Origin of the sequence: Actinomadura sp. DC4 (genome assembly GCF_030406325.1) — a bacterium.
Classification (GTDB): domain Bacteria; phylum Actinomycetota; class Actinomycetes; order Streptosporangiales; family Streptosporangiaceae; genus Actinoallomurus.
The window spans coordinates 363,966-388,144 of sequence record NZ_JAUEQY010000004.1 but is presented as its reverse complement, the minus strand read 5'-3'; the positions used below and the strand labels follow the sequence as shown (position 1 = coordinate 388,144).

General features: G+C 73.4%; 21 protein-coding genes. 9 read left to right on the top strand and 12 right to left on the bottom strand.

Annotated elements, in window-relative coordinates; all coding sequences use genetic code 11:
* Positions 1-225: 225 nt before the first annotated feature.
* Positions 226-1,122 carry an NAD(+) diphosphatase gene (gene nudC, locus QWU11_RS09130; RefSeq protein ID WP_290104619.1) on the bottom strand — a complete coding sequence of 299 codons (897 nt, stop codon included), beginning with the start codon at positions 1,120-1,122 and terminating at the stop codon, positions 226-228.
* Positions 1,119-2,534 (bottom strand): dipeptidase, encoded by a 1,416-nt coding sequence (locus QWU11_RS09125; RefSeq protein ID WP_290104618.1) that lies wholly within the window; start codon positions 2,532-2,534, stop codon positions 1,119-1,121. Before QWU11_RS09125 ends, nudC begins: the two co-directional genes overlap by 4 nt.
* 46 nt (positions 2,535-2,580) lie before the next feature.
* On the opposite strand from QWU11_RS09125, the gene QWU11_RS09120 reads away from it, so the two are divergent.
* A complete protein-coding gene (locus QWU11_RS09120) occupies positions 2,581-2,850 on the top strand; it encodes a DUF4031 domain-containing protein (protein WP_290104617.1) in 270 nt (89 codons plus the stop codon).
* Here QWU11_RS09120 and QWU11_RS09115 read toward each other — a convergent pair.
* Positions 2,807-3,415, bottom strand: coding sequence for a metal-dependent phosphohydrolase (locus QWU11_RS09115; RefSeq protein WP_290104616.1), 609 nt, complete (start codon positions 3,413-3,415; stop codon positions 2,807-2,809). The genes QWU11_RS09120 and QWU11_RS09115 overlap by 44 nt on opposite strands.
* Positions 3,415-4,206 carry an ATP-binding cassette domain-containing protein gene (locus QWU11_RS09110; RefSeq protein WP_290104615.1) on the bottom strand — a complete coding sequence of 264 codons (792 nt, stop codon included), beginning with the start codon at positions 4,204-4,206 and terminating at the stop codon, positions 3,415-3,417. The genes QWU11_RS09115 and QWU11_RS09110 overlap by 1 nt, the downstream gene beginning before the upstream one ends.
* Before the next feature lie 115 nt (positions 4,207-4,321).
* Here QWU11_RS09110 and QWU11_RS09105 point away from each other — a divergent pair, with 115 nt between their 5' ends.
* The 4 genes from QWU11_RS09105 to QWU11_RS09090 are packed head-to-tail and all read left to right on the top strand — an operon-like array spanning position 4,322 to position 9,682.
* Positions 4,322-5,437 (top strand): siderophore biosynthesis protein, encoded by a 1,116-nt coding sequence (locus QWU11_RS09105; protein WP_290104614.1) that lies wholly within the window; start codon positions 4,322-4,324, stop codon positions 5,435-5,437.
* Positions 5,434-6,948, top strand: a complete 1,515-nt coding sequence (locus QWU11_RS09100; protein ID WP_290104613.1) for an IucA/IucC family protein — start codon at positions 5,434-5,436, stop codon at positions 6,946-6,948. The genes QWU11_RS09105 and QWU11_RS09100 overlap by 4 nt, the downstream gene beginning before the upstream one ends.
* A complete protein-coding gene (locus tag QWU11_RS09095; protein WP_290104612.1) occupies positions 6,945-8,570 on the top strand; it encodes an IucA/IucC family protein in 1,626 nt (541 codons plus the stop codon). The genes QWU11_RS09100 and QWU11_RS09095 overlap by 4 nt, the downstream gene beginning before the upstream one ends.
* Positions 8,567-9,682 carry an alanine racemase gene (locus QWU11_RS09090; RefSeq protein ID WP_290104611.1) on the top strand — a complete coding sequence of 372 codons (1,116 nt, stop codon included), beginning with the start codon at positions 8,567-8,569 and terminating at the stop codon, positions 9,680-9,682. The genes QWU11_RS09095 and QWU11_RS09090 overlap by 4 nt, the downstream gene beginning before the upstream one ends.
* Here the strand turns inward: QWU11_RS09090 and QWU11_RS09085 are convergent.
* A complete protein-coding gene (locus tag QWU11_RS09085; protein ID WP_290104610.1) occupies positions 9,669-10,235 on the bottom strand; it encodes a TetR/AcrR family transcriptional regulator in 567 nt (188 codons plus the stop codon). The two genes, QWU11_RS09090 and QWU11_RS09085, sit on opposite strands and share 14 nt — an antisense overlap.
* A gap of 91 nt (positions 10,236-10,326) precedes the next feature.
* On the opposite strand from QWU11_RS09085, the gene QWU11_RS09080 reads away from it, so the two are divergent.
* On the top strand, positions 10,327-10,698 hold the full coding sequence (locus tag QWU11_RS09080; RefSeq protein ID WP_290104609.1) for a DUF4267 domain-containing protein: 372 nt from the start codon (positions 10,327-10,329) through the stop codon (positions 10,696-10,698).
* An 18-nt stretch (positions 10,699-10,716) separates the two neighbouring features.
* Positions 10,717-11,211, top strand: a complete 495-nt coding sequence (locus QWU11_RS09075) for a cupin domain-containing protein (protein WP_290104608.1) — start codon at positions 10,717-10,719, stop codon at positions 11,209-11,211.
* A 645-nt stretch (positions 11,212-11,856) separates the two neighbouring features.
* Here QWU11_RS09075 and QWU11_RS09070 read toward each other — a convergent pair.
* Entirely contained in the window at positions 11,857-15,144 is a 3,288-nt protein-coding gene (locus tag QWU11_RS09070) for an ATP-dependent DNA helicase (protein WP_290104607.1), read from the bottom strand.
* Between the two features lie 16 nt (positions 15,145-15,160).
* Entirely contained in the window at positions 15,161-18,271 is a 3,111-nt protein-coding gene (locus QWU11_RS09065; RefSeq protein ID WP_290104606.1) for an ATP-dependent DNA helicase, read from the bottom strand.
* Positions 18,272-18,505: 234 nt separating this feature from the next.
* Here QWU11_RS09065 and QWU11_RS09060 point away from each other — a divergent pair, with 234 nt between their 5' ends.
* Positions 18,506-18,991: a VOC family protein gene (locus QWU11_RS09060; RefSeq protein ID WP_290104605.1), complete on the top strand. Its 486-nt coding sequence runs from the start codon at positions 18,506-18,508 to the stop codon at positions 18,989-18,991.
* On the opposite strand, the gene QWU11_RS09055 is transcribed toward QWU11_RS09060, so the two are convergent.
* From QWU11_RS09055 to moeZ, 4 genes are all read right to left on the bottom strand, one after another.
* Positions 18,984-19,289 (bottom strand): MGMT family protein, encoded by a 306-nt coding sequence (locus QWU11_RS09055; protein ID WP_290104604.1) that lies wholly within the window; start codon positions 19,287-19,289, stop codon positions 18,984-18,986. The two genes, QWU11_RS09060 and QWU11_RS09055, sit on opposite strands and share 8 nt — an antisense overlap.
* Complete coding sequence (locus QWU11_RS09050) at positions 19,279-20,496, bottom strand: S8 family serine peptidase (protein WP_290104603.1); 1,218 nt, start codon at positions 20,494-20,496, stop codon at positions 19,279-19,281. Before QWU11_RS09050 ends, QWU11_RS09055 begins: the two co-directional genes overlap by 11 nt.
* Positions 20,484-21,314 (bottom strand): hypothetical protein, encoded by an 831-nt coding sequence (locus QWU11_RS09045; protein WP_290104602.1) that lies wholly within the window; start codon positions 21,312-21,314, stop codon positions 20,484-20,486. The genes QWU11_RS09050 and QWU11_RS09045 overlap by 13 nt, the downstream gene beginning before the upstream one ends.
* A gap of 304 nt (positions 21,315-21,618) precedes the next feature.
* Positions 21,619-22,797 carry an adenylyltransferase/sulfurtransferase MoeZ gene (gene moeZ / locus QWU11_RS09040; RefSeq protein ID WP_290104601.1) on the bottom strand — a complete coding sequence of 393 codons (1,179 nt, stop codon included), beginning with the start codon at positions 22,795-22,797 and terminating at the stop codon, positions 21,619-21,621.
* 209 nt (positions 22,798-23,006) lie between these two features.
* Here moeZ and QWU11_RS09035 point away from each other — a divergent pair, with 209 nt between their 5' ends.
* Positions 23,007-23,201 (top strand): CsbD family protein, encoded by a 195-nt coding sequence (locus tag QWU11_RS09035; RefSeq protein WP_290104600.1) that lies wholly within the window; start codon positions 23,007-23,009, stop codon positions 23,199-23,201.
* Here QWU11_RS09035 and QWU11_RS09030 read toward each other — a convergent pair.
* Complete coding sequence (locus tag QWU11_RS09030; protein WP_290104599.1) at positions 23,191-24,126, bottom strand: alpha/beta hydrolase; 936 nt, start codon at positions 24,124-24,126, stop codon at positions 23,191-23,193. The genes QWU11_RS09035 and QWU11_RS09030 overlap by 11 nt on opposite strands.
* Between the last annotated feature and the right edge of the window lie 53 nt (positions 24,127-24,179).

Sequence of the window (24,179 nt, the reverse complement as noted above, 5' to 3'; positions counted from 1 at the left end):
GGCCGGCCGCGCGAGACCACGCTGCCCGAGCTCGACCTGCGTTCCCCGTCAGGCCGGCCCCTGCCCTACTGAGCCGAAACCGCTTTGGTCGGTCCCCGGACCGTAGAACCGGAGATCGCCCCCGGCCGAAGGAACGCCGTACGGTCTGGCGACGTTGGCCCCCGTCGTCCAGGCCGTACGGCCAGTCCCCCTCCCCTGCCCCCGACAGCGGCGGCGGGCTGCCCATCACCAGTCACCGGGCAGCTCGCCGCCGTACCAGCGTTCGATGAGCTGGCGCGCGATCGAGACCCGGCCCGGCAGCAGGACCTCCCCGGTCTCCGTGGCGGCGCGCAGCTCCTCGCGGGAGTACCAGCGGGCGCTCTTGATCTCCTCCCCGTCCACCTTCAGCTCCTGGCCGTCCTCGGCGTGGGCGAAGAACCCCAGCATGAGGCTGCGCGGCAGCGGCCACGGCTGGCTGCCGAGGTAGCGGCAGTCGCCCACGGCGATCCCGACCTCCTCGCGGACCTCACGGGCGACGGCCTGCTCCAGGGACTCACCCGCCTCGACGAACCCGGCGAGGATCGAGACTCGCCGCGGCGGCCAGTTCGCGCTCCGCGCCAGCAGGATCCGCTCCGAGTCGTGCACGAGCATGATCACTGCCGGGTCCGTACGGGGAAAGTGCTCCGAGCCGTCCACCGTGCAGATCCGCGTGTGGCCGGCGGAGGCCGGAGTGGTCAGGGCGCCGCAGCGCGGGCAGTGCGTGTGGGTGTCGTGCCAGTTCTGCAGGGCCACCGCCTGGGTCAGCAGGCCGGCGTCACGGTCGCTGAGCAGCGCGCCGGCCGCCCGCAGACTCGACGGTTCGGTCCCCTCGATCGCGGGCAGCGGAGCCGAGACCGCGAAGTACGCGACGTCGTCGGTGTCGACGCCCAGAAGGTAGCGCTCACCCTCGGGCGCCTGCTCCGGGGCGATCAGCACCAGCGCGGGTTCCGGCCGGATCGGCACCTTTCCCCGATCGATCACGAGCACGCGGCTGCGCGGATCGGCCCACCTCCCGGCAAGCCAGGCGTCGTCGCGGCGGCGCTCGCCGACGCGGTCGAGCGCGCCGCGGGCGAGTGCCAGCCAGCCGAGCGCCGTCTCGGTCACGAGCCCGCCTCCGCCCGCCCCTGTCCGGCGAACTCGTCCCAGAGGTAGGCCGCGACCTCGGCACCCTTGAGCAGCAGCGGTTTCTCGACCTTCTCGTTCGGCGCGTGGATGCGGTCCTCGTCCAGCCCGACCGCCACGAACACCAGCGGCGCCTCCAGGATGTCGGCGAGATCGGCCTCGGGGCCGCTGCCGCCCTCGCGGGTGAACAGCACCTCCTTGCCGAACGCGCGCTCCATCGCGCGCCGGGCGGCCAGCACCCCGGGCGAGTCGATCGGGGAGAAGCACGGGCGTACGCCGTCCCCCGAGGGGAAGGCGACCTCGGCCTTGACACCGGGCGGGGCGTTCTCGGCGACGTAGGCGGCGAACGCCTCCTGTACGGCCCGCGGGTCCTGCCCGGCGACCAGCCGGAAGGACACCTTGGCGTGCGCCTCGCGCGGCACGATCGTCTTGCCGCCGGGGCCGGTGTGGCCGCCCCACATGCCGTTGATCTCGGCGGTCGGCCGCGCCCAGACGCGTTCGAGGGTGGTGAAGCCCTCCTCGCCGAACGCGGCGCGGCTCCCGCCCGCCGTCGCCAGCCACTCCGCCTCGTCGAACGGCAGCCGCGCGAACGAGTCGCGCTCCTCCTCGGTCAGCTCCACGACCCCGTCGTAGAAGCCCTTGAGGGTGACGCGGTTCCGCCCGTCGTGCAGGCCGGCCAGGAGCCCGGCCATGGCGTGCAGCGGGTTGGGCACCGCGCCGCCGAAGGAGCCGGAGTGCAGGTCCATCGACGGGCCGTACAGCGAGACCGACGCCTCGGTGAGGCCCCGCATGCCGGTGCACATGGACGGCACGTCCGCGGCCCACATGGTCGTGTCGCTGATCACGATGGCGTCGCAGGTCAGCCGGTCCCGGCGGTCCCGCAGGAGCCGCGCGAAGTGCGGCGAGCCCGACTCCTCCTCGCCCTCGACCAGCATCTTGATCGTCACGGGCGGCGCGGTGGCGCCGCTCGCCGCCATGCCGGCCCGCAGGCCGAGGGTGTGGAAGAAGATCTGCCCCTTGTCATCGGATGAGCCCCGGCCGATCAGCTGGTCGCCCCGCTCCACCGGCTCGAACGGCGCGGTCTCCCATTCGGCGAGCGGCTCGACCGGCTGCACGTCGTGGTGGCCGTAGACGACGATGGTCGGCGCGGCCGGGTCGGCGGCGGGCCACTCGGCGAACACCGCGGGCAGCCCCGGGTCGTCGGTGGTGCCGGTCTCCCAGATCTCCACGACCGGGAACCCGGTCTCGCGGAGATGGCCCTGGAGCCACTCGGCGGACCGCCGCACGTCGCCGCGGCGATCGGGATCGCCGGAGATCGACGGGATGGCGAGCCAGTCCTTCAGCGCGGCGAAGAACCCGCTCGCGCCTGCCTCGATGTATTCGCGTACGTCCATTGAACCGCTTCCTCGCAGGCGGAACTACCTCTGGCACTCTAATGCGGTGACCATCCTCATCGACCGCCCCCTCTGGCCCGCCCGCGGACGGCTGTGGTCGCATCTGGTAAGCGACACCTCATTCGCCGAGCTGCACGACTTCGCCGAACGCCTCGGCGTGCCGCCGCGCGCCTTCGAACGCGACCACTACGACATCCCCGCCGATCTGTACGAACCCGCCCTGCTTCTGGGAGCGCAGGCCATCGGCTCTCAGGAGCTGGTGGCCCGGCTCATCAGGGCGGGGCTGCGCCGCCGGAAGCACGCTCCAGGAGCATGAGCTCGGTCCGGAGGTTGTGCCGGGCCGCGGCCTCCCACCGCTCGTGGCCGGCCGGCGTACGGAACAGCGCGGGCAGGCCGAGCAGGCTCCGCAGCACGTCCGCGCGGCCCGCGCGGAACGCCTCGTCCGGCACCGCGGCGTACTCCTCGCGGACCGCGGCGGCGTACGCGGCGTAGCGCTCGGGGCCGGCGGCCAGGATCGCCAGGTCCGCGTCCGACAGGACGGCGCCGTTGCGGTCGCCCTCCTGCGGGTCGTGCGTCGTGGTCAGCCGTACCAGCCGGGCCACCTCGGCGACCGGCAGGCCGGTGCCGGCGAGCGCCTGCTCGGCGAGCACGGCGCTGCGCTCCTCGTTGTCGCCGCGCGCGGGGTCATAGACCGCGTCGTGGAACCAGGCCGCCAGCCGTACGGCCTCGACGTCGTCGGCCTCCGCCGCCAGCGCGTCCACGCCGTCGAGCACCGCGGCCAGGTGGTCGAGCGTGTGGTAGCGGCGGTGGGGCTCGGCGTAGCGGCGCAGGAGGTCGGCGCCGACCGGCTCCGGCCCCGGCCAGCGGGCCCGCAGGTCCATCAGGAGGCCCGGGCGGCCCAGCGGCCGCCGGACTTCTCGATGGTGATCGGGTGGTCGAAGCACGCGCTGATCAGCTCGGTGGTGAGGACGTCGTCGGCGGCGCCCGAGGCGAGCACCCGGCCGTCCCGGAGCAGGATCGCGTGGGTGGTGCTGGCCGGCAGCTCCTCCAGGTGATGGGTGACGAGCACGCTGGTCAGCCCGGGCCGGGCGTTCCGCAGCAGGTCGATGGAGGTCAGCAGCCGCTCACGGGCCGCGACGTCCAGGCCGGTGGCGGGCTCGTCGAGGAGCAGCAGGCGCGGCTGCGGCATGAGGGCGCGGGCGATGAGCGTACGGCCGCGCTCGCCGTGCGACAGCGTCGGCCAGCGGGCGTCGCGGTGTGAGGCCAGCCCGAGCAGCTCGATGAGCTCCTCGGCGCGGTCCGTCACCTCCGGCTCGGGCTTCCAGTGCGGCACCAGCTCGATGCTGCCGGTGGCGCCGGTGAGCACGACCTCGTGCACGGTGCGGGCGGACCGCAGCGGGTGGTGCGGGTTCACGTGCCCGATCCAGGCGCGCAGCTCGCGGACGTCCACCCGGCCGAGGCGGTGGCCGAGGATCTCGACCCGCCCGGTCGTCGGGTGCTGGTAGGCCCCGAGCAGGCTGAGCAGGGTGGACTTGCCCGCGCCGTTGGCGCCGAGCAGGGCCCAGTGCTCGCCCTCGTGGACGGTGAGCGAGACTTCGTCGAGCAACGCGCGGCGGTCGCGTACGAACCGGACGTCTTCGGCGTGCAGCACGGTCGGCAGGTCACTGGTCATCGCCTGGCAGGTTATCGAAGACACGCGCGGCGCCCGTGGTTGCGTAGGCCTGTGGGGCGGGCCACTATTGTCCCCGCCAGAGCTTAGGTAAGGCTTACCTATCGGCGGGGGACTCGTGCGGCTCTACATCGTGGCGGGCAAGGAGACCGACTCGGTGACGCACGGGTTCCTCCCGGCCGCCGCCGCGCTCGGCCTCGACGTCACGCTGCTGACCGACCGCGCCTGGCCGGTGGAGACCGTCCGGTGCGACGTCACCGACTTCCGGTCGATCATCGCGGCCGTCGCCCGCGGGCCGGCCCCGGCGGCGATCTTCTCCAACAGCGACCACCTCCAGGCACCGGCCGCGCTGGCCGCCGAGTTCTTCGGCCTGCCCGGCAAGGACTGGCGGGCGGCGCTGCGCACCAAGAACAAGGCGCTCATGCGCCGGGCGCTCGGCGGGGTGTACGCCGCCGAACTCCGGCCCGGCGGCGGGGAGCCGCCCGCGGACGCGCCCTACCCTCTGGTCGTGAAACCGCGGGAGGGCGTGGCCAGTGAGGACGTCTTCCTCGTGGCCGACGCGGCCGAGCTGGCCGCCCGCTGCGGTGAGATCTGGGCCCGCCGACCCGAGCCGCTGGTCGCCGAGGAGTACCTCCCCGGCACGCTGCACACCCTGGAGACGCTGGACGGCCGGGTCCTCGGCGGGTTCCGCACCACGGTCTCGGTGCCCCCGCACTTCGTCGAGGAGCGCCTGGACTGGGCGGATCCGCCCTGCGCCGGCGAGGTGCTGGCCGGGCTGGCGGCGCTCGGCGTCGGCTTCGGCGCCTGCCACACCGAGTACGTCGTGCACGAGGGCCGCGCCCGGATCATCGAGGTCAACTACCGGATCATCGGCGACCACTGCGACTTCCTGCTCGCCGACCTGCTCGGCGTGCCGATCTTCGAATGGGTGCTGCGCGCCCACCTCGGCGAGCCGGTGCCGCCCGTACCGGCCGCCTCGGGGCACGCCGCGGTCGACTCGGTGATCGCCGACCGGTCCGGCACGCTGACCGCCGCGCCCGCGCGCCAGGAGTACGAGTCCGGCGGTGTGCGCCTCGCCTACTGGCCGGTCCGCGCGGCCGGCGACACGATCGAGCTGACCCGGACGAACCGCGACTACGTCGGCATGATCCGGGCGGTCGGCTCCGACGCTGCCGGCGTCGAGGCGGCGATCCGCGGCTTCCGCGCCCGGCACACGTGGGAGATCGTGCCGTGACCGCGCCCGTACGGGACGGACGGCGCGCGGAACGCGAGACCTACCTCGCCGCACGCGTGCTGGACGCGCTGCTGCGCGAGGACTACGGCGGGCTGTCCGGCCGCGTCTCCGGCGACCGGCTCACGCTGCCCGGCGGGCGTACGCTCGCGCTGAGCGCCGCAGGGTTCCTGCAGGACCTCGCGGTGGATGATGAGATCGGCCTGGACGAGGTGCTCGCGGCGGTGCGCGCGGTGGCCGACCCGCGCGACGACGTCGCCGCCTTCGAGCGCGAGTGCCGCGAGGCGCTGCGCGCGCTCCGGCTGCACGACGCCGTACGGCCGCGGCCCAAGGGCGCCCTGCGCTACGAGGCGCTCGCCGCGGCCGTGGACCATCCCGTCTACCCGACCTCCCGGTGCCGGCTGGGACTGGACGAGCGCGACCTGCTCGCGTACGCACCGGAGTTCGGCCCGTCGTTCCGGCTGTGCTGGACCGCGGTGCCGCACTCCACGATCCAGGGCGAGCGGCCGGGCTGGTGGCCCTCGGCCGCCGACCTGGGCCTGCCAGGCGAGCTCGACGTCTTCCCTGTGCACCCGCTGACGGCGCGGCTGCTGCCCACGGTGACCGGGCCGCCCGTCACGGTGCGGCCGACGCTGTCCATGCGCACGGTGGCCGTGAGCCCGCGCGAACACCTCAAGCTGCCGCTGCCCACCAGCACCCTGGGCCTGCACAACCGCCGCGTGATCATGCCCGGCACACTCTCCGACGGCGCCTTGGTCGAACGCGTCCTGCGTGCCGTACGTGACCGCGAGGGCGCGCCGGTGCTCCTGGCCGACGAGCAGACCTGGGGCCACGCCGACGACCCGCTCCGCGGCTACCTCCTGCGCCGGATGCCGGCCGAGGGCGTGCCGGTCGCCGCCCTGCTGGCCCGTACGCCGTCGGGCCACCACGTCATCGAGGAGCTGACCGATGACGTGGCCGCCTTCTTCGGGACCTACCTTCGCGCGCTGTTCGGCTGGAACGTCGCGCTGTTCACGAGGTACGGCATCGCCCTGGAGGCCCACCAGCAGAACGTCTCCATCGTGCCGGGCGACCCGCTGCGGCTGATGATCAAGGACAACGACGGCGCGCTCCTGGACCTGCGGCGCCTCGGCGACGCGCTGGGCCACGCGCCGGCGCCGGAGGAGTTCGCCGACCGGCGCCTCCTGACCGGCGACCCCGAGGCGCTGGCCCGGGTCTTCGTCACGATCACCGTGCACCTGTGCGCGGGGGCGCTCGCCTTCGGCCTCGCCGAGCGCGGCCTGCTCCCCCTCGCCACGGGTCTGGGCCTGGTCCGCGACCATCTCGGCGCGGCCCTCGACGCCCACGGCGACTCGGGCTTCCTCCGTACCCGCACCCTCGACGCGGACCGGCTGCCGGCCAAGGCGATGGTCACCGCCGGCACGCTCGTCGGCAAGGACCGCACCCGCGCCGAGGACATCAACAAGCACTACGGCCCGCCGGGGCCGAACTATCTGAAGAGGTCTGCGCATTGACGTCGCTCGCCCAAGCCGCGCCCACGCTCGCCCCCGCGGAGACACGGCCACGGGCCGACGCGGGTGAGATCACCGCGCTGGCCCTGCTCAACTGCGCGGTGCGGGAGCTGTGCGCGCCGGGACGGCAGGTCTGGCCGGCCGAGCCGTACCTCGTCATCCGGCTCCCCCGGTCGGGCGTGATGCTGCGGGCGCGACTGCTGCGCCCGCAGCTCATGACCCCGCGCCTGGCCGCGCCGGTGGAGGAGCTGCGCGACGGCTGGAGCCCGGCCGGCTGGCGGCGGCTGACCGAGCTGGTCGCCGGTGAGCTGGAGCTGACGACCGGCGAGGCCAACCCGGAGTTCGCCGAGCAGGTCACGGCCAGCCACGACGTCGTCGCGGCCATGATCGGCGAAGGGCGGCAGCCGGTCGGCGATCGCTTCCTGGACTCCGAGCAGGCCCTGCTGGCCGGGCACCGGTTCCACCCCTCGCCCAAGGCCCGGCAAGGCGCCGACTGGCCGCGCTACGCGCCCGAGACCGGCCGGCGCTTCCCGCTGCACTGGCTCGCCGTACGCGAGGACGCGATCGCCGAGGCGGGCGACGTCTCGCTCCTCGACCGGCTGGGCCCGCCGGTGCGCGACGGTTACCGCGTGCTGCCCGCCCATCCCTGGCAGCTCTCCCTGGTGCGGCCCGAGTCCGAGGCGATCATCGACCTCGGGCCGTACGGGCCGGAGGCCGTGCCGACGTCCTCGGTGCGCACGGTGTACGTCCCCGACGGGTTCCTGAAGTTCAGCCTCGACGTGCGCATCACCAACTGCGTGCGTAAGAACGCCTGGTACGAGATGCCCGGCGCGGTGGCGCTGACCGGCGCCCTGCGGCCGGTCTTCGCCGGGCTGTCGGCGGGACTGCTGGGCGAGCCGGGATACCGGACCGTCTCGGCGGACCCGCGGCTGCACGAGGGGCTCGGGGTCATCGTGCGCGACGGCGTACGCGGCCTTCCCGGCACGCCCCTGCTCTCCGCCGCCATCGCCGACCCGTACGCCCGCAGCGGCGCCGCGGTCGCCCGGCTGCTCCACGGCTCCTCCCCCGAGCACCTGCTGGCCTGGTGGGACGCCTACGTCCGGCACGTCGCGCCGCCGGTGCTGCGGGCCTACCTCGAGCACGGCGTCGTCCTCGAACCCCACCTGCAGAACGTCCTCGTCTCGATGGACGAGGACGGGATGCCGGTCCGGGCGACCTTCCGCGACCTGGAGGGGACCAAACTGCTGTCCGGGCACTGGGCGTCATTCCTGGACGGCCTGCCCGGGCCGGTGGCCCGCGCCATGACGTACGAGCCGGAGCGGGGCTGGAACCGCGTCGTCTACTGCCTGTTCGTCAACCACCTGGCCGAGGTCGCCGCGGCCGTCGCCGACCTGTGCCCGCCGCTGGAGCGCGAGCTGTGGCGGCTCACCCGCCACCACGTCGCCCGCTGCGCCGAGGAGACGCCGTCCGGGCCGGAGGGCGCGGCACGGCTGCGCGCACTGCTGGCCGGGGTGCCGATGCCGGCAAAGGCCAATCTACGCACCCGCTGGGCCCGTGACGCCGACCGCGACGCCGTCTACGTATCGGTGCCCAACCCGCTCGGCGACCTGGAGGCTGCGCCGTGACGCCGCCCGAGGCCGTACGTGAGCGTGCCCTGTCCGCCGCGCTCCCCGCGTACGTCTATGACCTGGACGGGCTCGGCGCGCACGCCGCGGCGATCCGCGCCGCGGTCCCGGCCGAGCTGTTCTACGCGGCCAAGGCCAACCCCGAGGTGCCGATCCTTACCGCCCTCGCGCCGCACGTCGACGGATTCGAGGTCTCCTCCGGCGGCGAGCTCGCGCACGTACGGCAGGTCCTGCCGAAGGCGCGCGTGGCCTTCGGCGGGCCGGGCAAGACCGAGGAGGAGCTGGCCGCGGCGGCCGGCCCCCCGGTGCACCGGATCCACGTCGAGTCGCCGGGCGAGCTGCGGCGTCTCGCCGCGCTGCGCCGCGAGGCGGACGTGCTGCTGCGCGTCAACCTGCCGGTGGCGGCGGCCGGGGCGTCGCTGCGGATGAGCGGGCCGTTCGGGATGGACGCCGAGTCCCTCGGGACCTGCCTGGACCTGCTCGCGGAGGCGCCGTGGCTACGGCCGCGCGGCATGCACGCGCACCTGGCGTCCGGCCTGGAGGCGGGGGCGCTGCTGGAGGTCGCGGCGCAGGTGCTCGGCTGGGCGCGGTCCTGGTCCGAGGGCCCGCTGGAGGTCAACCTGGGCGGCGGCATGGCCGTCGACTACCGCGACCCGGGGCGTCGCTTCGACTGGGCCGCGTACGGCGCCGGGCTGGCGGCGCTGCGGCGGCCGGACGAGGTCCTGCGGATCGAGCCGGGCCGTGCGGTCACCGCGTACTGCGGCTGGTACGTCACCGACGTGCTCGACGTGAAACGGACCCACGGGGAGTCCTACGCCGTCCTGCGCGGCGGAACACACCACCTGCGCACGCCGGTGGCCAAGGGTCACGACCAGCCGTTCACGGTGCTCCCCGCGGGCGCGGGGCCGTCGCTGTCGGGCCCGGTGACGCTGGTGGGCCAGCTCTGCACGCCGAAGGACGTCCTGGCCCGGCAGGTGCCGGTCGAACGCCTCGCGACGGGTGACGTGGTGGCGTTCGCGATGGCCGGGGCGTACGCCTGGAACATCTCCCACCACGACTTCCTCATGCACCCGAAGCCGTCCGTGCACTACGTCGGGGTCAGATCCGGCTGAGCAGCAGCGCGAGCCGCCCCTCGTGGTGCTCGCGCCGGAGCCTGCCGTTGCGCATGAGCGTGAGGAGCCCGTGCAGCCCGCTCCACAGGGTCTCGGTGAGCATCTCCGGGTCGTCGTCTCCCGCGAGCGGCCGAACGGTCTCGAGCAGCTCGCCGAAGGCCTTCCACAGGGCGGGCGGCGCCTCGGGAGTGGCGAACGGCAGGTCGACGGTGAGCGTGAACATCGCGTCGTACAGCGCCGGCCGCCGCTCGGCGAACGCGCAGTAGGCCCTGCCGACGGCGGCGAGGGCCTGCCGCGCGCCGGTCTCCGACGTACGGGCCGCGTGCAGCTCGGCGGCGAGGTCGGCGAAGCCCTCCACCGCGACCGCCGCCATGATGGCGTCCTTGCCCGTGAAGTGGCTGTAGAGGACCGGCTGGCTGTACTCGATCTCGGCGGCCAGCCGTCGCGTGGTCACCGCGTCCCAGCCCTCCGACTCGGCCAGCTCCCGTGCCGCGGTGACGATCAGCCGCTCTCGTTCCGCCCGCTCGCGCTCTCGGCGCTGTTGGATCGACATGACCTTCATCCTAGCAACGCTAGCGTTCGTGTCGATGCTTCTGCTAACGTCGATCTCGTTCCTAGCGCTGCTAGATATCTCGGAGAGGGCCATGCTCACCCCCATCGCCTACGGGCTCGCGATCGTCCTCGTCGTCTTCGTCCTCGTCATCGGCCTCCGGTTCCTGCTGGCGCCCTCCTCGGCGGCCGCGGGCTACGGCGTCCCGGCCAAGGAGAACGGGGACGCCGCCTACCTGAGCGTCAAGGGCGTGCGCGACCTCACCTACGGAGTCCTCGGCCTCGCCCTGCTGGCGTTCGCGAGCGCCCACGCCGTCGGCTGGTACATGCTCGTCGTCGCGCTCGTGCCCCTCGGCGACACCGTCATCGTCCTGCGCCACGGCGGCACGAAGGCGGTCGCGTTCGGCATCCACTTCGCCACCGCCGTGGTCGTGCTCATCAGCGCCGCGCTGCTGTTCGCCCTCTGATCCCCTCAAGGAGTCCGGATGTCCCTCTTCACGCCTGAGTTCGACGAGTCCGTCATCGTCCGGTCCGCCGACGCGGAAGTGATCGGCCGAGCCGCCACCACCATCCGCCTGCTGGCCGACAGCAGCTCCACCGGCGGCGCGCTGTCCACCCAGCGGGTCAGCCTGACCGACGGCGCGGACGGCGCCAAGCCGCACCACCACGCCCAGTCCACCGAGCTGTTCTACCTGCTGGACGGCACCGCCCAGCTGCTGTCGGGCGACCAGGTCGTGACCGCCGAACGCGGCGACCTGGTCATCGTGCCGCCCGGGCTCGCACACGCCTTCGCCGCCGCACCGGGCGAGGACGCCGACATCCTCATCGTCATCACCCCGGGCGTCGAGCGGTTCGAGTACTTCCGCCACCTGGAGCGCATCGCCTACGGAAAGACGCCACCCGAGAGCCTGCTGGAGGTCCAGGAGCTCTACGACACCTACTTCCTCCAGAACCCGGCCTGGAACGCCGCCAGATCCTGAAGCGACCGGACACCACGGACGCGTCGATGGCGGCCACCGCCTCCTCGACGCGTCCCATCCGTTCCAGCAGCGTCGCCACCGACCGCGGCAGCCGATCGGTCGTCTCGATGTCTCCGAGCTCGCGGTACGCCGTCGCCGGCAGGTACTCGGCTTCGGCGCCGTGGATGTCCAGCGCGGCGAGCAGCCGGGCGACGGACCTGCCGCTCTGCCTGCGTGTGGGGAGTGGAGCCGGCTCGACGGCGAGACGGCGAGACGGCGTCTGATCCGCACGGCCTCGGCCGGCCTGCCGGAACGCTGCAGCAGGACGGCCAGGAGGTTGCCTGCGGCACGGTCACCTTGGTCGACCGCCGTCCACGGTGGCGGTGAGGGGGTCGCCCCGGCCGGGAAGCTCCCTCCCTGCCTCTCGCCATCGGCGGCGCGATGCTGACGGGCCTGGCTCAGCACCGCGGCCACGACGAGCAGGCCGGTCGCCGTCCCTGTCAGCGGCACCCACCATCCCGCCCTCACCTGCACGGTGCTGGTCGCCGGGTTCCCCACCAGCCCGATGGCGATCGGTATCCCGGCGACCGCGACCGGCGATATCGCCCCCGGCCGTTCGCGCCCATGGGAGACATCATCGCGGCCCGCCCGTCGATCGGACGGTCCTCAGGCCTGCGGGACGAGGTTCAGCAGTTCGGTGAGGCCGGCCTCGTCCAGCAGGTCGGCCGGGCGTACGGTCACGTCGGCCGCGACATAGTGGAACGCGGCGCTCACCCGGTCGACCTCGACGCCCGCGAGCTGTGCCCAGGCGAGGCGGTAGGCGGCGAGCTGGACCCCGGCCGCGCGCGCCTCCTCGCCCGACGGCGGCCGGCCCGTCTTCCAGTCGACCACCTCATAGCCCTCGCCGCTGCGGAACACCGCGTCCATCCGGCCGCGGATGAGGCGGTCGCCGATCAGCGTCTCGAACGGCACCTCGACGTCCAGCGGCTCCCGGTCGGCCCAGGCGCTCCGCTCGAACGCCTCCTGCAGCGCCTCCAGCTGCCCGTCGGACGCGGCTCCGTCGTCGGACGCGCCCGGCAGGTCGTCCAGGTCGAGCAGGCGCTGCTGGCCCCAGCGGGACTCCAGCCAGCGGTGGAAGGCGGTGCCGCGCCGCGCGTACGGGGCCGGCGGGCGGGGCAGCGGGCGGCGGATCTGGCGGGCCAGCGCGGCCGGGTCGCGGGCCAGGGAGACGAGCGAGGACACCGACAGGTGGGCCGGCAGCTCTACCGCGAGGCCGTCGTTGCCGCGCGAGCGGTCGCGTTCGGCGAGGAGGAGCTCGACGTCGCGGGCCCAGGCGGACACGCGCCCGCGCTCGGCGGGGGGTACGGCCGAGTAGGCGGTGCCCGGGCGGGTGCGCCCGCTCATCGCGTCGGTCACCATCCGGGCGCCCTCGGCGAGCGCCGCGTGCCGTTCGTCGTCGGGCGCCTCCACCGGCCAGGTGGCGCTCTCCTGGTCGGCGAGCAGGGGGTTCTCCTCGCCGATGGGCTCCTCCGCCCAGTAGCCGACCTCGCCCGCGCCGGCCTCGCACGCCTCGCGGATCTCCTCCAGGAACGGCGACGGCCGGAGTGGCCGGCTGCCCATGCCCCAGCGGTAGCCGGTGGTGATGAGCAGGTGCTTGGCCCGCGTCACGGCGACGTACGCCAGGCGGCGCTCCTCGCGTACGTCACGCTCGGCGGTCGCGGCGTTGAAGGCCTCGATGTCCGGTTTCTGGAGCCCGGGCAGCTCCGGCAGGTCGGCCCGGTCGCCGCGCAGGGGGTACGGGAGGGTGCGGGCGTTGGTGGTCCACCGGGAGGAGCTCTGCGGGCTCGTCGGGAACACCGAGCCCTTGCCGGGCGCGCCGTCCCTGGTCGGAAGGTAGACCAGCCCCGGGATGGCGACGACCTCCCACTCGAGGCCCTTGGCCGCGTGCACGGTCAGCAGCTTCACGCTGTTGGTCTCACCGACCCGCCCGGCCTCCAGGCCGAACTCCTCTGACTCCGCGGCCTTGAGGTAGGCGAGGAAGGCGCCCAGCGTCGGGTCCTCGGCGTCTCCGGCGAAGGACGCCGCCGCGTCCACGAACGCGTCGAGGTCGGCGCGGGCCGTGACCGGGTCCAGGCCCGTACGGGCCGCGACCTCGATGTCCAGCCCGAGCGTGCGCTCCACCTCGGTGACCAGGTCGGGTAGCGCGAGGCCGACGTGACGGCGCAGGACGCGAAGCTCGTCGCGCAGCCGCTCCAGGCGGGCGCGGCCCTCCCCGCTGTAGGCCTCCCCGGGGCCGAGGTCGTCGAGGGCGTCGACGAGGCTGCCGCTCTCGTCGTGCAGCTCCTCGACCACCTGCCGCAGCGGGTCGGCGTCGGTACGCTCCGGCGGCGCGCCGGCGTCGGGGTGGACGTCGCGGGCGGCCTCGCGCGCCAGGTCCCGGGCCCGGCGGCCGAGCGCCACGAGGTCGCGGGGGCCGAGCCGCCAGCGCGGCCCCGTGAGCAGCCGGGCCAGCGACGCGCCCGCGGTGGGGTCGTGCACGACCTTGAGCGTGGCGACGACGTCCTGGACCTCCGGCACGGTGAGCAGGCCGCCGAGCCCGACGACCTCCACCGGGATGCCGCGGGCCTCCAGCGCGGCCCGGAGCAGCGGGAACTGCGAGCGTTTGCGGGCCAGGATCGCGATGTCGGAGGCCTGTACGCCCGGCCCGTGCCGGCTGACGTGGTCCCAGGCCACACCGTCGGGGGCGATCTCGCGCGGCTGGCGCAGCAGCGCGGCCAGGCGGGCGGCCAGCCGCTCCGCCTCGTCCTCCACGGTCTCCAGCATCGCGCACTCGATGCGGCCCCGCGCCTGCTGGGCGGCGCCGGGCCACAGGCGCGGCACGTCCTTGGCCTCCTCCCGCAGCTCGGTCTGGATGCGGGCGGCGGCGTCGAGGATCCGCTCGCCGTTGCGGAAGCTGGTCGAGAGCTGCCGCATCGGCGCGGGCCGGTCGCCGTCGGGGAAGTCGCGGGCGAAGCCGAGGAGGTTGCCGGCGCTCGCGCCGCGCCAGCCGTAGATGGACTGGCACGGGTCGCCGACCGCGGTCACCGGGTGGCCGCCGCCGAACAGCGACTTGAGCAGGACGAGCTGCGCGTGGCTGGTGTCCTGGTATTCGTCGAGCAGCACGACGCCGTACCGCGACCGCTCGATCGTGCCCACCTCGCGGTGCTCGTGGGCGATGCGGGCGGCGAGCGCGAGCTGGTCGCCGTGGTCGAACACCTCGCGCTTGGCCTTGGCCCGCTGGTAGGCCTCCACGATCGGCAGGAGCTGCTCGCGTACGGCCTGGGCGGACATGATCCGGCCCTGGTGCGTCTTGGTCGGCTTCTTCACCTCGGCGAAGCGCTCGTCGAGCCAGGCGCCGATCCGGCGGACGTCGTCGGGGGTGCGCAGGTGCTCGGACAGCTCGCCGGCCGCGCCGACGACCGCCTTGGTGACCGTGTCGGGCGCCCACTCGACGGCGCTCATCGGCCCGTCGTAGGCGTCCACGACGCGCGCCGCGATCTGCCAGGCCACGGCCGGGGTGATGAGCCGCATGGTGGGTTCGAGCGCGGCACGCAGCGCGTGGTCGCCGAACAGACGCGCGGCGTACGCGTGGTAGGTCGAGACCGTCGGCTCGCCGTCGAGGATCGCGGGGTCGATGAGGTCTTCGTGCTCGCGAAGCTGCCCGAGCCGGCGGCGCACGCGGTCCGACAGCTCGGCCGCGGCCTTGCGGGTGAAGGTGAGGCCGAGCACGCGCTCGGGCCGGACGAAGCCGTTCGCGACGAGCCAGACGACGCGGGCGGCCATCGTCTCGCTCTTGCCGGACCCCGCCCCGGCGATCACCGCCATCGGTGCGAGCGGCGCCTGGATGACCGCGGCCTGGTCCGGCGTCGGCTCGGGGACCCCCAGCCGCTGGGCGAGCTCCTGCGGCCCGATCACGCCCGTATCCGGTGGGTCATGTGACCTGGCCGCCGTTCTCGTGCGCCGGGCAGCAGCTCTGCACCGGGCACGTACGGCAGTGGTCGTCGCGCTTGGCCTCGAAGAGCGGGCTGGACATGCCCTCGGCGACGCGGTCGACGAGCCTGCGCGGCCACTGGGGGTCCTCGTCGGCCGACGGCGGGGCCTGGGTCTGGACGCGGACCCGCGCGGTGTAGGCGCCCTTGCCGACCTGGACCAGCTCCGCTCCCCCGGGCTCGATCAGGCCCTTGTCGGCGAACGCGCCGAGCATGACGGCGAGCTGGTACACCCCGAGCTGCGGGTGCCGGGCGAGGTCCTCGTCGCGTACGTGGGTGCTGGAGGTCTTGATGTCGACGATCCAGGCCCGCCCGTCGTCGTCGCGCTCGGCGCGGTCGATCCGGCCGCGGATCCGGACCCGGTCGAGCTCGATGTCGAAGGAGTCCTCGATGGAGACGACCTCGCGCGCCTCGGACCGGTTGTGCCACTCCATGAACTTGGCGACCATCTTCTCGGCCTGCTCGCGCTGCTTCTCCGAATACCAGACGCTGCGGAAGTCCAGGTCGTCCCAGATCTCGTCGAGCCGCTTGGCGATGTCGGCGTCGGTCGCGCTCTCGTCGCCGCCGACCAGCTCGGCGACGGCGTGGATCACCTTGCCCATCGTGGCGTACTCGCCCGCGCCGCCGTCCTCGGCGCCGACGTTGGCCGCGAGCAGCCAGCGCAACCCGCACTTTGAGAACGTCTCCACCTGCGAGGGCGACAGGACCAGCTGCTCGTCCTCGGCGAACGCCGGCCCTTCCTGCGACAGCGCGGTCAGGGCGTACCAGCTCCCCGGGTCCGCGCCCTGCACGCCGCTGCGGGCCAGGCGGGCCAGGTGCCCGGCGGCGGTGCGCCGCAGCTGCGGCGCCGTCTCGGGGTCGGTCACCACCGAGCGCAGGTCGGCGACCAGCGCGCGCAGTGAGAGCCAGCGGGTGCGCTCGTCGAGCTGGGAGTGTTCGGCGTCGGGCCGCAGCTCGCGCAGGAAGCGCGAGGGGCGCTCCTCGGCGTCCTCGCCGCCGACCGCGGTGACGATGAGCCGGCTGCGGGCGCGGGTCGCCGCGACGTAGAACAGCCGCCGCTCCTCCTCCAGCAGCTTGGCCGCCAGCGACGCCGCCTGCGCCCCGTCGGACCCGGACGTGGCCGTCGCCGACTCGATCAGCTCTTCGCCGCCCAGCAGGGACCCGCGCAGCCGCAGGTCGGGCCAGACGCCCTCCTGGACGCCCGAGACGATGACGACGTCCCATTCGAGGCCCTTGGAGCGGTGCGCGGTCAGGATGCGCACCGCCTCGCCGTCGGGCGACCGCTCGGCCAGGCTGTCGCCGGGGATCTCCTGGGAGGCCAGGTCGTCGAGGAAGAGCTGCGGGCCGGCCTGCGGCAGCCGGTCGGTGAACCGCGCGGCCATGTCGAACATCGCGACGACCGCGTCGAGGTCGCGGTCGGCCGCCGCGCCGCGCGCCCCGCCTCTGATGCTCTGCTCCAGCAGCCGGTCGGCCAGGCCGCTCTCCTGCCAGACCGTCCACAAGACGGCCTCGGCGTCGCCGCCGCGCTCGGTGACCTCGCGGGCGAGCCCGATGAGCCGGGCCACCCGCTCGGCCGGCGCGCGTACCTTCGGGTGGATCAGGAGCAGCTCGCGCGGGTCGTTCAGCGCGCGTACGAGCAATCGGTCGGCCGGCTCGCCCTCACGCAGGGAGTTGAGGTCGCGCAGCGCCCGCCGCAGCCGCCGCAGGCCGAGGGCGTCGGCGCCGCCGACCGGCCCCAGGACGAGCTCCTCGGCCGCCTCCTCATCGAGCAGCTCGGGCCGCAGCGCGCCGCGCAGCAACACGATGAACGGACGGGCGCCCGGCTCGTTGACCAGCGGCACCTCGTCGCCGGCCACGACCACGGGCACGCCCGCGGCGGCCAGAGCGCGGCGCAGCGGCGGCACCTGGCGCACGGCCGAGCGGACCAGCACGGCCATCCGCGACCAGGGGACGTTGTCCAGCAGGTGGGCCCGGCGCAGCTCGTCGGCGACGAGGGCCGACTCCTGGCTGGCGCTGTCGGCCACGATCACGCGTACGGCGTCCGCGGCCTCCTCGTGGTCGTCGGAGGCGGGACGCAGGTCGCGGTGCTCGCTCGTCAGTCCGCCGATCGGCAGCCGCTCGGCCACCCGGCGGGAGGCCTCCAGGAGCACCGGCGTCATGCGCCGGCAGGTGCGTAGCGAGACGACCGGGGCCTCGTCGCCGGTGAGAGTGCGGAACCGGCGCGGGAACTCCAGGATGCCGCTCACGTCGGCGCCGCGGAACCCGTAGATCGACTGGTCGGGGTCGCCGACCACGATCAGGTCGGCGCCGCCGCCGGCGAGCTCCCGCAGGAGGTGTTCCTGGGCCGGGTCGGTGTCCTGGTACTCGTCGACGAGGATGACGTCGTACGCCGCGTGCTCCCGCCGGCGTACGTCCTCCAGGGTCAGCAGCCCGGCCGCCGCGCGGATCAGCTCCGCGTAGTCGTAGGCCATGACCGGGTCGATGTCGAAGCGCTCGTCGTAGCGGTGCATGAAGTGTCCGGCGGCCTGCCAGTCGTCACGGCCGCCCGCCCGCCCGAGGCTGACCAGCTCCGCGGGGCCGAGGCCGCGCTCGCCGGCGCGGAGGACGAAGTCGCGCAGCTCCTCGGCGAACCCGCGCGTCCTGAGCGTCTCGTGCAGGCGCCGAGGCCAGGTGCGGGCGCCGTCGGCGACCTCGCCCTGGAGCAGCCGGCGTACCTCCAGCAGGTGCTCGGGCCCGGACAGCAGCCGCGGGGGCTCCTCGCCGCCCAGCGCCGCCTCGCGGTTCAGCAGGGCGTACGCGTAGGAGTGGAACGTGAGCGCCAGCGGCGTGCGGGTGGTGCGGTGCAGCCGGCCGGTGATGCGCTCCCGCAGCTCGCCGGCCGCCTTGCGGCCGAAGGTGAGGACCAGGACGCGCTCGGGGTCGACGCCGCGGTTCTCGATGCGGTCGACCACGGTCTCGACGATCGTGGTGGTCTTGCCCGTGCCGGGCCCGGCGAGCACGAGCAGCGGGCCGCCTGCGTGCGCGACGACCCGCGCCTGGTGCTCGTCGAGCACAGGCGGGGGCGCTTGCGCCGGTCCGGCGCGCCGCACGAGTCGGTAGGACGCTGCTGACACAACAGACGATTCCAGCAGATCATCGGGGCTGCGCTGGCCAAGACGCACGCATGTCACGAATGTTGCGATTGATTCTTCATCGAATCGGGCCTCGATCCCCCAGGTACGGGCACTCCTTGCACCTGAGCGGGAGAGATGATTTAGTTTTCAACTAACTCCGGGACGAGGTGACCCATGATCGACCTGACCGTGATCGAGGCGGAACGTGAGCGGCTGCGGACGGCGCACCTGCGGGACGTACGGCCGGCCAGCTCGGCGCGCGGGCTGCACCACATGGCGCTACTGTCCTCCGACGTCGAGCGGACCATCCGCTTCTACCAGGACCTGCTGGAGTTCCCGCTCACCGAGATCGTCGAGAACCGCGACTACGCGGGCTCGAACCACTTCTTCTTCGACATCGGCAACGGCAACCTGCTGGCGTTCTTCGACTTCCCCGGGCTGGACCTCGGCCCGTACGCGGAGGTGCTCGGCGGGCTGCACCACGTCGCCATCTCCGTCGACCCGGCGACGTGGGAGCGGCTGCGAGGCAGGCTCGAGGCGGCCGGAGTGGAGTACCAGACCGAGAGCGGCTCCTCGATCTACCTGCGCGACCCCGACGGCGCCCGCCTGGAGCTCCTCGCCGACCCGCTCGGCGAGATGTACGGCCACGAGGTCATGTGAGGTCGCCGTCCCAGCGCGCCCGGCGCATGTCGACGCGCTCGCCGCGCAGCGGGGTGCCCTCGGCGGCGTAGTGCGGGCGCGCGCCGGCGACGTGGCTCACCGGCAGCGACCCGTCGGAGCGGATCACCCGCCACCACGGCACCGCGCCGCCCCACAGCGCCATCACGCGGCCGACCTGCCGTGGACCGCCCTCGCCGAGGTATTCGGCGATGTCGCCGTAGGCCATGACCCGCCCGGGCGGGATGCGCTCGACGATCTCCAGCACGCGCTCGGCGAACTCCGTGGGCTCACCCGTCATATCCGGTCTCCTGCTGGGCTCGGATCCGTCGCACGAAGAGCGCCGTGCAGATCAGCGCGCCGGCGAGGCCGAACAGCGCCGCGACGCCGACCCAGCCTCCCAGGATGACCAGGCCCGGCGGGTGCCGTTCGACCTGCACCGGCTGGACCGGGCCGTCGTCGAACCGCCCGGCCCTGCCCGCCGTGACGTCCTGGTAGCCGCGCAGCTTTGCCGCCTCGGTCAGCGCGGCGGCGGCGTCCACCTCGCCGAAACCGACGAGCTCGTCGTACCCGTCGGCCGGCCGGTGGTCGGTGCCGCGGCTGATCGCCTGCGCCACCAGGGCGGGCGACATGTCGGGGTACTTCGCTCGTACGAGGGCGGCCACGCCGGACACGATCGCGCCGGCCTGGCTCGTGCCCTCGCCGACCCAGTAGCTGTCACCCGGGCCCGCGCCGACCACGCCGGCGCCCGGCGCGGCGACGAGCACGCTGGAGTTGCGGTCGGAGAACTTGGCCGGCTTGCCGTTCTTCGCCACGGCCGCCACGCCGATCACGCCGGGGAAGGCCGCCGGGTAGGACAGCCGTACGAGACCGTTGCGGTCCACCTTCTTGGAGCTCTTGGAGTCACCGTCGTTGCCGGCCGAGGCCACCACGACGACCCCCTTCGCGATCGCGTACGCGACCGCGGCCCGCTCGTTCATCGAGGCGTTGGGGCCACCGAGCGACATGTTGATCACGTCGGCGCCGTGGTCGGCCGCGTACCGGATCGCCTTGGGCAGGCCGCGCTCGTACTCCGGGCGGTCACGGAACGTGTGATAACCGGGCTCGTCCGGGTCCGCGATGGTCCGTACGGACAGGATGTGCGACTCGGGCGCGACCCCGATGATCCCGGCGCCCGAGCCGTGCCCGCGGCCGGCGATCAACGAGGACATCCAGGTGCCGTGGATACGGCCGGGGTGCGGGGCCACCGAGTGGATGAGGTCGGGGCCGGTGGTGACCGCGCCGGCCAGGTCGGGGTGCGTGGCGTCCACGCCGGTGTCCAGGACGGCCACCGTGACGCCCTTGCCCTTGGTGACGTGCCAGGCCTTCTCCGCCGAGACGGCGTCCAGCACCCACTGCTCACGGTCGCGGATGTCGTCCGCGTGGGCGGTCGTGGTCGTCATCGCCGCCGGGGCGGTCACCGCCGCGAGCGCCACGACCAGCGCGGCGGCCTTTCTCAGCACTTCCACTGCCGTTTCTGCGAACAGTCGGGCTGGGCGCGCAGCGCGAGCGCGTCGGCGATGTTGCCGCCGACCTCGGCGGCGAGCAGGAGGGCGCTGGTGTGCTTCTTGCGTACGGCCGCCGCGGGCCGCCCGTCTGTCTGCCCGGCGACGGTGAGCACGACGTACGGCCCGGCCTGGCCGGCGGACGCGTACTGCCGCGCGGCGTCGTCGAAGCGACCGGCGACGGTCTGCGGGAAGGCCAGGGCGCGCAGCGTGCCGGCCACCTCGGTCGGGGCGGGGGGCATGAGGGCGTCCTTGGCGGCCAGCGCGGTGCGCTCGTCGGTCACCGCGGCGACGCCGACGGTCATCACGATGCCCTGGAGCTGGTCGACGTAGGTGGCGCGCAGCAGAGCACGGCAGCCGTGCCGCTTGAGGATCGCCGCGGACGCGGCTTCCACGCCGTCCGCGCAGCCGGTCCCGGACGCGATCCCGACACGCTGAGCCTGCTCGACGCCGCCCTGCTCGGAGGTGTACGGGACGGAGGTGGGGAAGATCCGCTCGGCCGCCCAGGTGCGCCAGCGGTCACGCACCTCGGCGGTGGCGGCACGGTAGAGCTCACCGGCCGTCGGCTTGCGGTGGAACTCCCAGTAGACGCGCCCGGTGGCGAGAGCCCCCACGGCCAGGTAGCCGACCGCGGTGCAGATCGCGATGACGAGCCACAGGGTTCGCCGGGCGTGCCAGGGGGTGGGTTCGGGGGGTTCCGGCGGCTCCGCGCCGGGTCCTCGCCACGACCCGGATGAGGCCGGGCCGAGGGCGGGCCAGCCCGGCCCGGAGCTTTGCGCCATATCCGACTAGGTTACTTGGCGATCCTGATGATCTTGGCCCGAAACTGATCGTCCTGGCGCGGCGTGGCCTCCGTCCCCGGCCGGGCCGGGATCGCCGGTCAGTCGAACAGGTCGGTGACGCCGTGTCCGTAGTGCTCACGCGCGAGGGATCGCGCTCTGGACACACGCACGGCACCGTCACCGGACAGCGCAGCAACGACCACAACGCAGCGGCATAACGAGGTGACCGCTTGCGCTTGGCGACGGCGATGTCCGGTCGGGCCGCGCCGGGAACAGCGTCCCGGCGCGGGCCGCGGAGGTCGGGTCAGTAAGACGGGAGGGACGGGTCGATCTGGTTGACCCAGGCCAGTACGCCGCCGCCCAGGTGGACGGCGTCGGAGAAGCCCGCGTCCTTGACGATCGCCAGGCACTCCGCGCTTCGGGCGCCCGACTTGCAGTGGAGCACGACCTTCTTGTCCTGCGGGAGCTTTTCCAGCGCGTCGCCCGACAGGAACTCGCCCTTCGGGATGAGCGTGGCGCCCGGGATGTTGACGATCTCGTACTCGTTGGGCTCGCGGACGTCGACCAGGAAGATGTCGCCCGTGTCCAGCAGGGTCTTCAGCTCGGTGGCCGAGATCGTGGAGTCCTTGGCCGCGTCGGCCGCCTCCTCCGAGATCGCGCCGCAGAAGGCCTCGTAGTCCTCGACCAGCTCGGTGATCGTGGGGTTCTTGCCGCACAGCGGGCACTCGGGGTCCTTGCGGACCTTGACACTGCGGTACGTCATCTCAAGGGCGTCGTAGATCATGAGCCGGCCGACGAGCGGCTCGCCGATGCCGGTGAGCAGCTTGATCGCCTCGTTGACCTGGATGGAGCCGATCGAGGCGCACAGCACGCCCAGGACGCCGCCCTCGGCGCACGACGGCACCATCCCGGGCGGCGGCGGCTCGGGGTACAGGCAGCGGTAGCACGGGCCGTGCTCGGCCCAGAAGACCGACGCCTGGCCGTCGAAGCGGTAGATCGAGCCCCAGACGTACGGCTTGCCGAGCAGCACCGCGGCGTCGTTCACCATGTAGCGGGTGGCGAAGTTGTCGGTGCCGTCCACGATCAGGTCGTAGCCGGCGAAGATGTCCATGACGTTGTCATTGGACAGCGGCTCGTTGTGGACGATCACCTTGACGAGCGGGTTGATCTCCTTAATGGAGGCCGCCGCGGACTCGGCCTTCGGCCGGCCGATGTCGGACTGGCCGTGGATGACCTGGCGCTGGAGGTTCGACTCGTCGACGACGTCGAAGTCGATGACGCCGAGAGTGCCCACGCCGGCGGCGGCGAGGTACAGCAGGGCGGGCGAGCCCAGACCGCCGGCGCCCACGCACAGCACCTTGGCGTTCTTGAGGCGCTTCTGCCCCGCCATCCCGACGTCCGGGATGATCAGGTGGCGCGAATAACGCCGGACCTCGTCGACGGTCAGCGCCTCCGCGGGCTCGACCAGGGGTGGCAACGACACTGTGTCTCCTGTGCGTGCTCGGGATTCTCCGGACGGACACTCTTGCTCCCAAGCCAGTGTCCTATCCAGGCGACAACTCTCCCATAGGGCATGTCATTCCCGGGGGCCGGCCGGAGCGGGTGTCGCCGAGTGGTCTAGGTCTCCATCGGCATAGATCGCTAAATAGCGGGCACATCGCACCCATACACCTCTGCGAGGAGATGCACAAGATGAGTCTCATAGACAAGGTCAGGAACAAGCTGCAGATGGCCAAGGGCCGTACGAAGGAAGAGGCAGGCCGGACGACCCGTGACCGCGACCTCGAGGCCCGTGGCCGTGGCGACCGTGTCCAGGGTGGCGCCAAGCAGGTCGGCGAGCACCTCAAGGACATGGGCAAGGACATCAGGAAAAGCTTCAAGAAGTAAGCCGGCGGTCGGCCGGCGCGGAGGTCGTGTCTCCGGACCTCGCGATGTCATCGAGCATCGCGCGAAACTCCCGGGCCACGACCTCCGGGCGTTCCATCTGCGCGACGTGGCCCACGTCCGGCAGGACGAGGACGCGTGCGTGCTTGAAGACCCGGGCCGCGCGTGAGGCCATCCGCGGGTCCACCAGCCGGTCGTGCCTGCCGTAGATCAGCAGCGTCGGCGCGGCGACCCGCGCGGCGTACCGCCACAGTGAGCGCCGTACGTAGGCGTTGACGATGGCGCGGGAGGAGGCGATCAGCGCCTCCGCGTTGTGTGATAGGCCGTCGCGGCGGCGTACGTCCTCCACGAACTCCATGAGCCGGTCCGGATGCACGCAGGTCGGGTCGGCGAAGCACATGTCGAGCGTGCCCTGTACGCGCTGCTCCGCCGACAGCAGGGTGAACCTGCGCACCGCCCACGGCCCGAAGCCGGGCATCGTGGCGGCCAGGATGCGCGCCGGGCCGTACCTCGGCCGCAGGTCCGGCAGCGCCGGCGAGATGAGCGTGAGCGTACGGACGAGGTCCGGGCGGGTGCCGGCCAGGCGCGTGGCGATCGCGCCGCCGAGTGAGTTGCCGAACAGGTGCACGGGGCCGTTCGCGCGTTTTTCGATCAGCCGTACGACCGCGTGGGTGTGCGCGTCGATCGAGTAGTCGCGGGCCGGGGGCGGGGGTGAGTAGCCGAAACCGGGCAGATCGAGTGCGTCGCTCGCGAACTCGCCGGACAGCAGGCCCATCAGGTCGGTCCAGTTGACCGCCGAGCCCGCGAGCCCGTGTACGAAGACGGCCGACTCCGCGCCTGCTTCGCGCGCGGGCGCCGTCCGCGTGAAGACCTGGAGGTCACCGAGCGAGATGAGTTCGCCAGGCCAGGCCGGAATCGGAGCGCTCATGTCGAGGGAAACAATACGCGGGTCGAATCTGTGCCCTCGCCCGTCTTGACCCG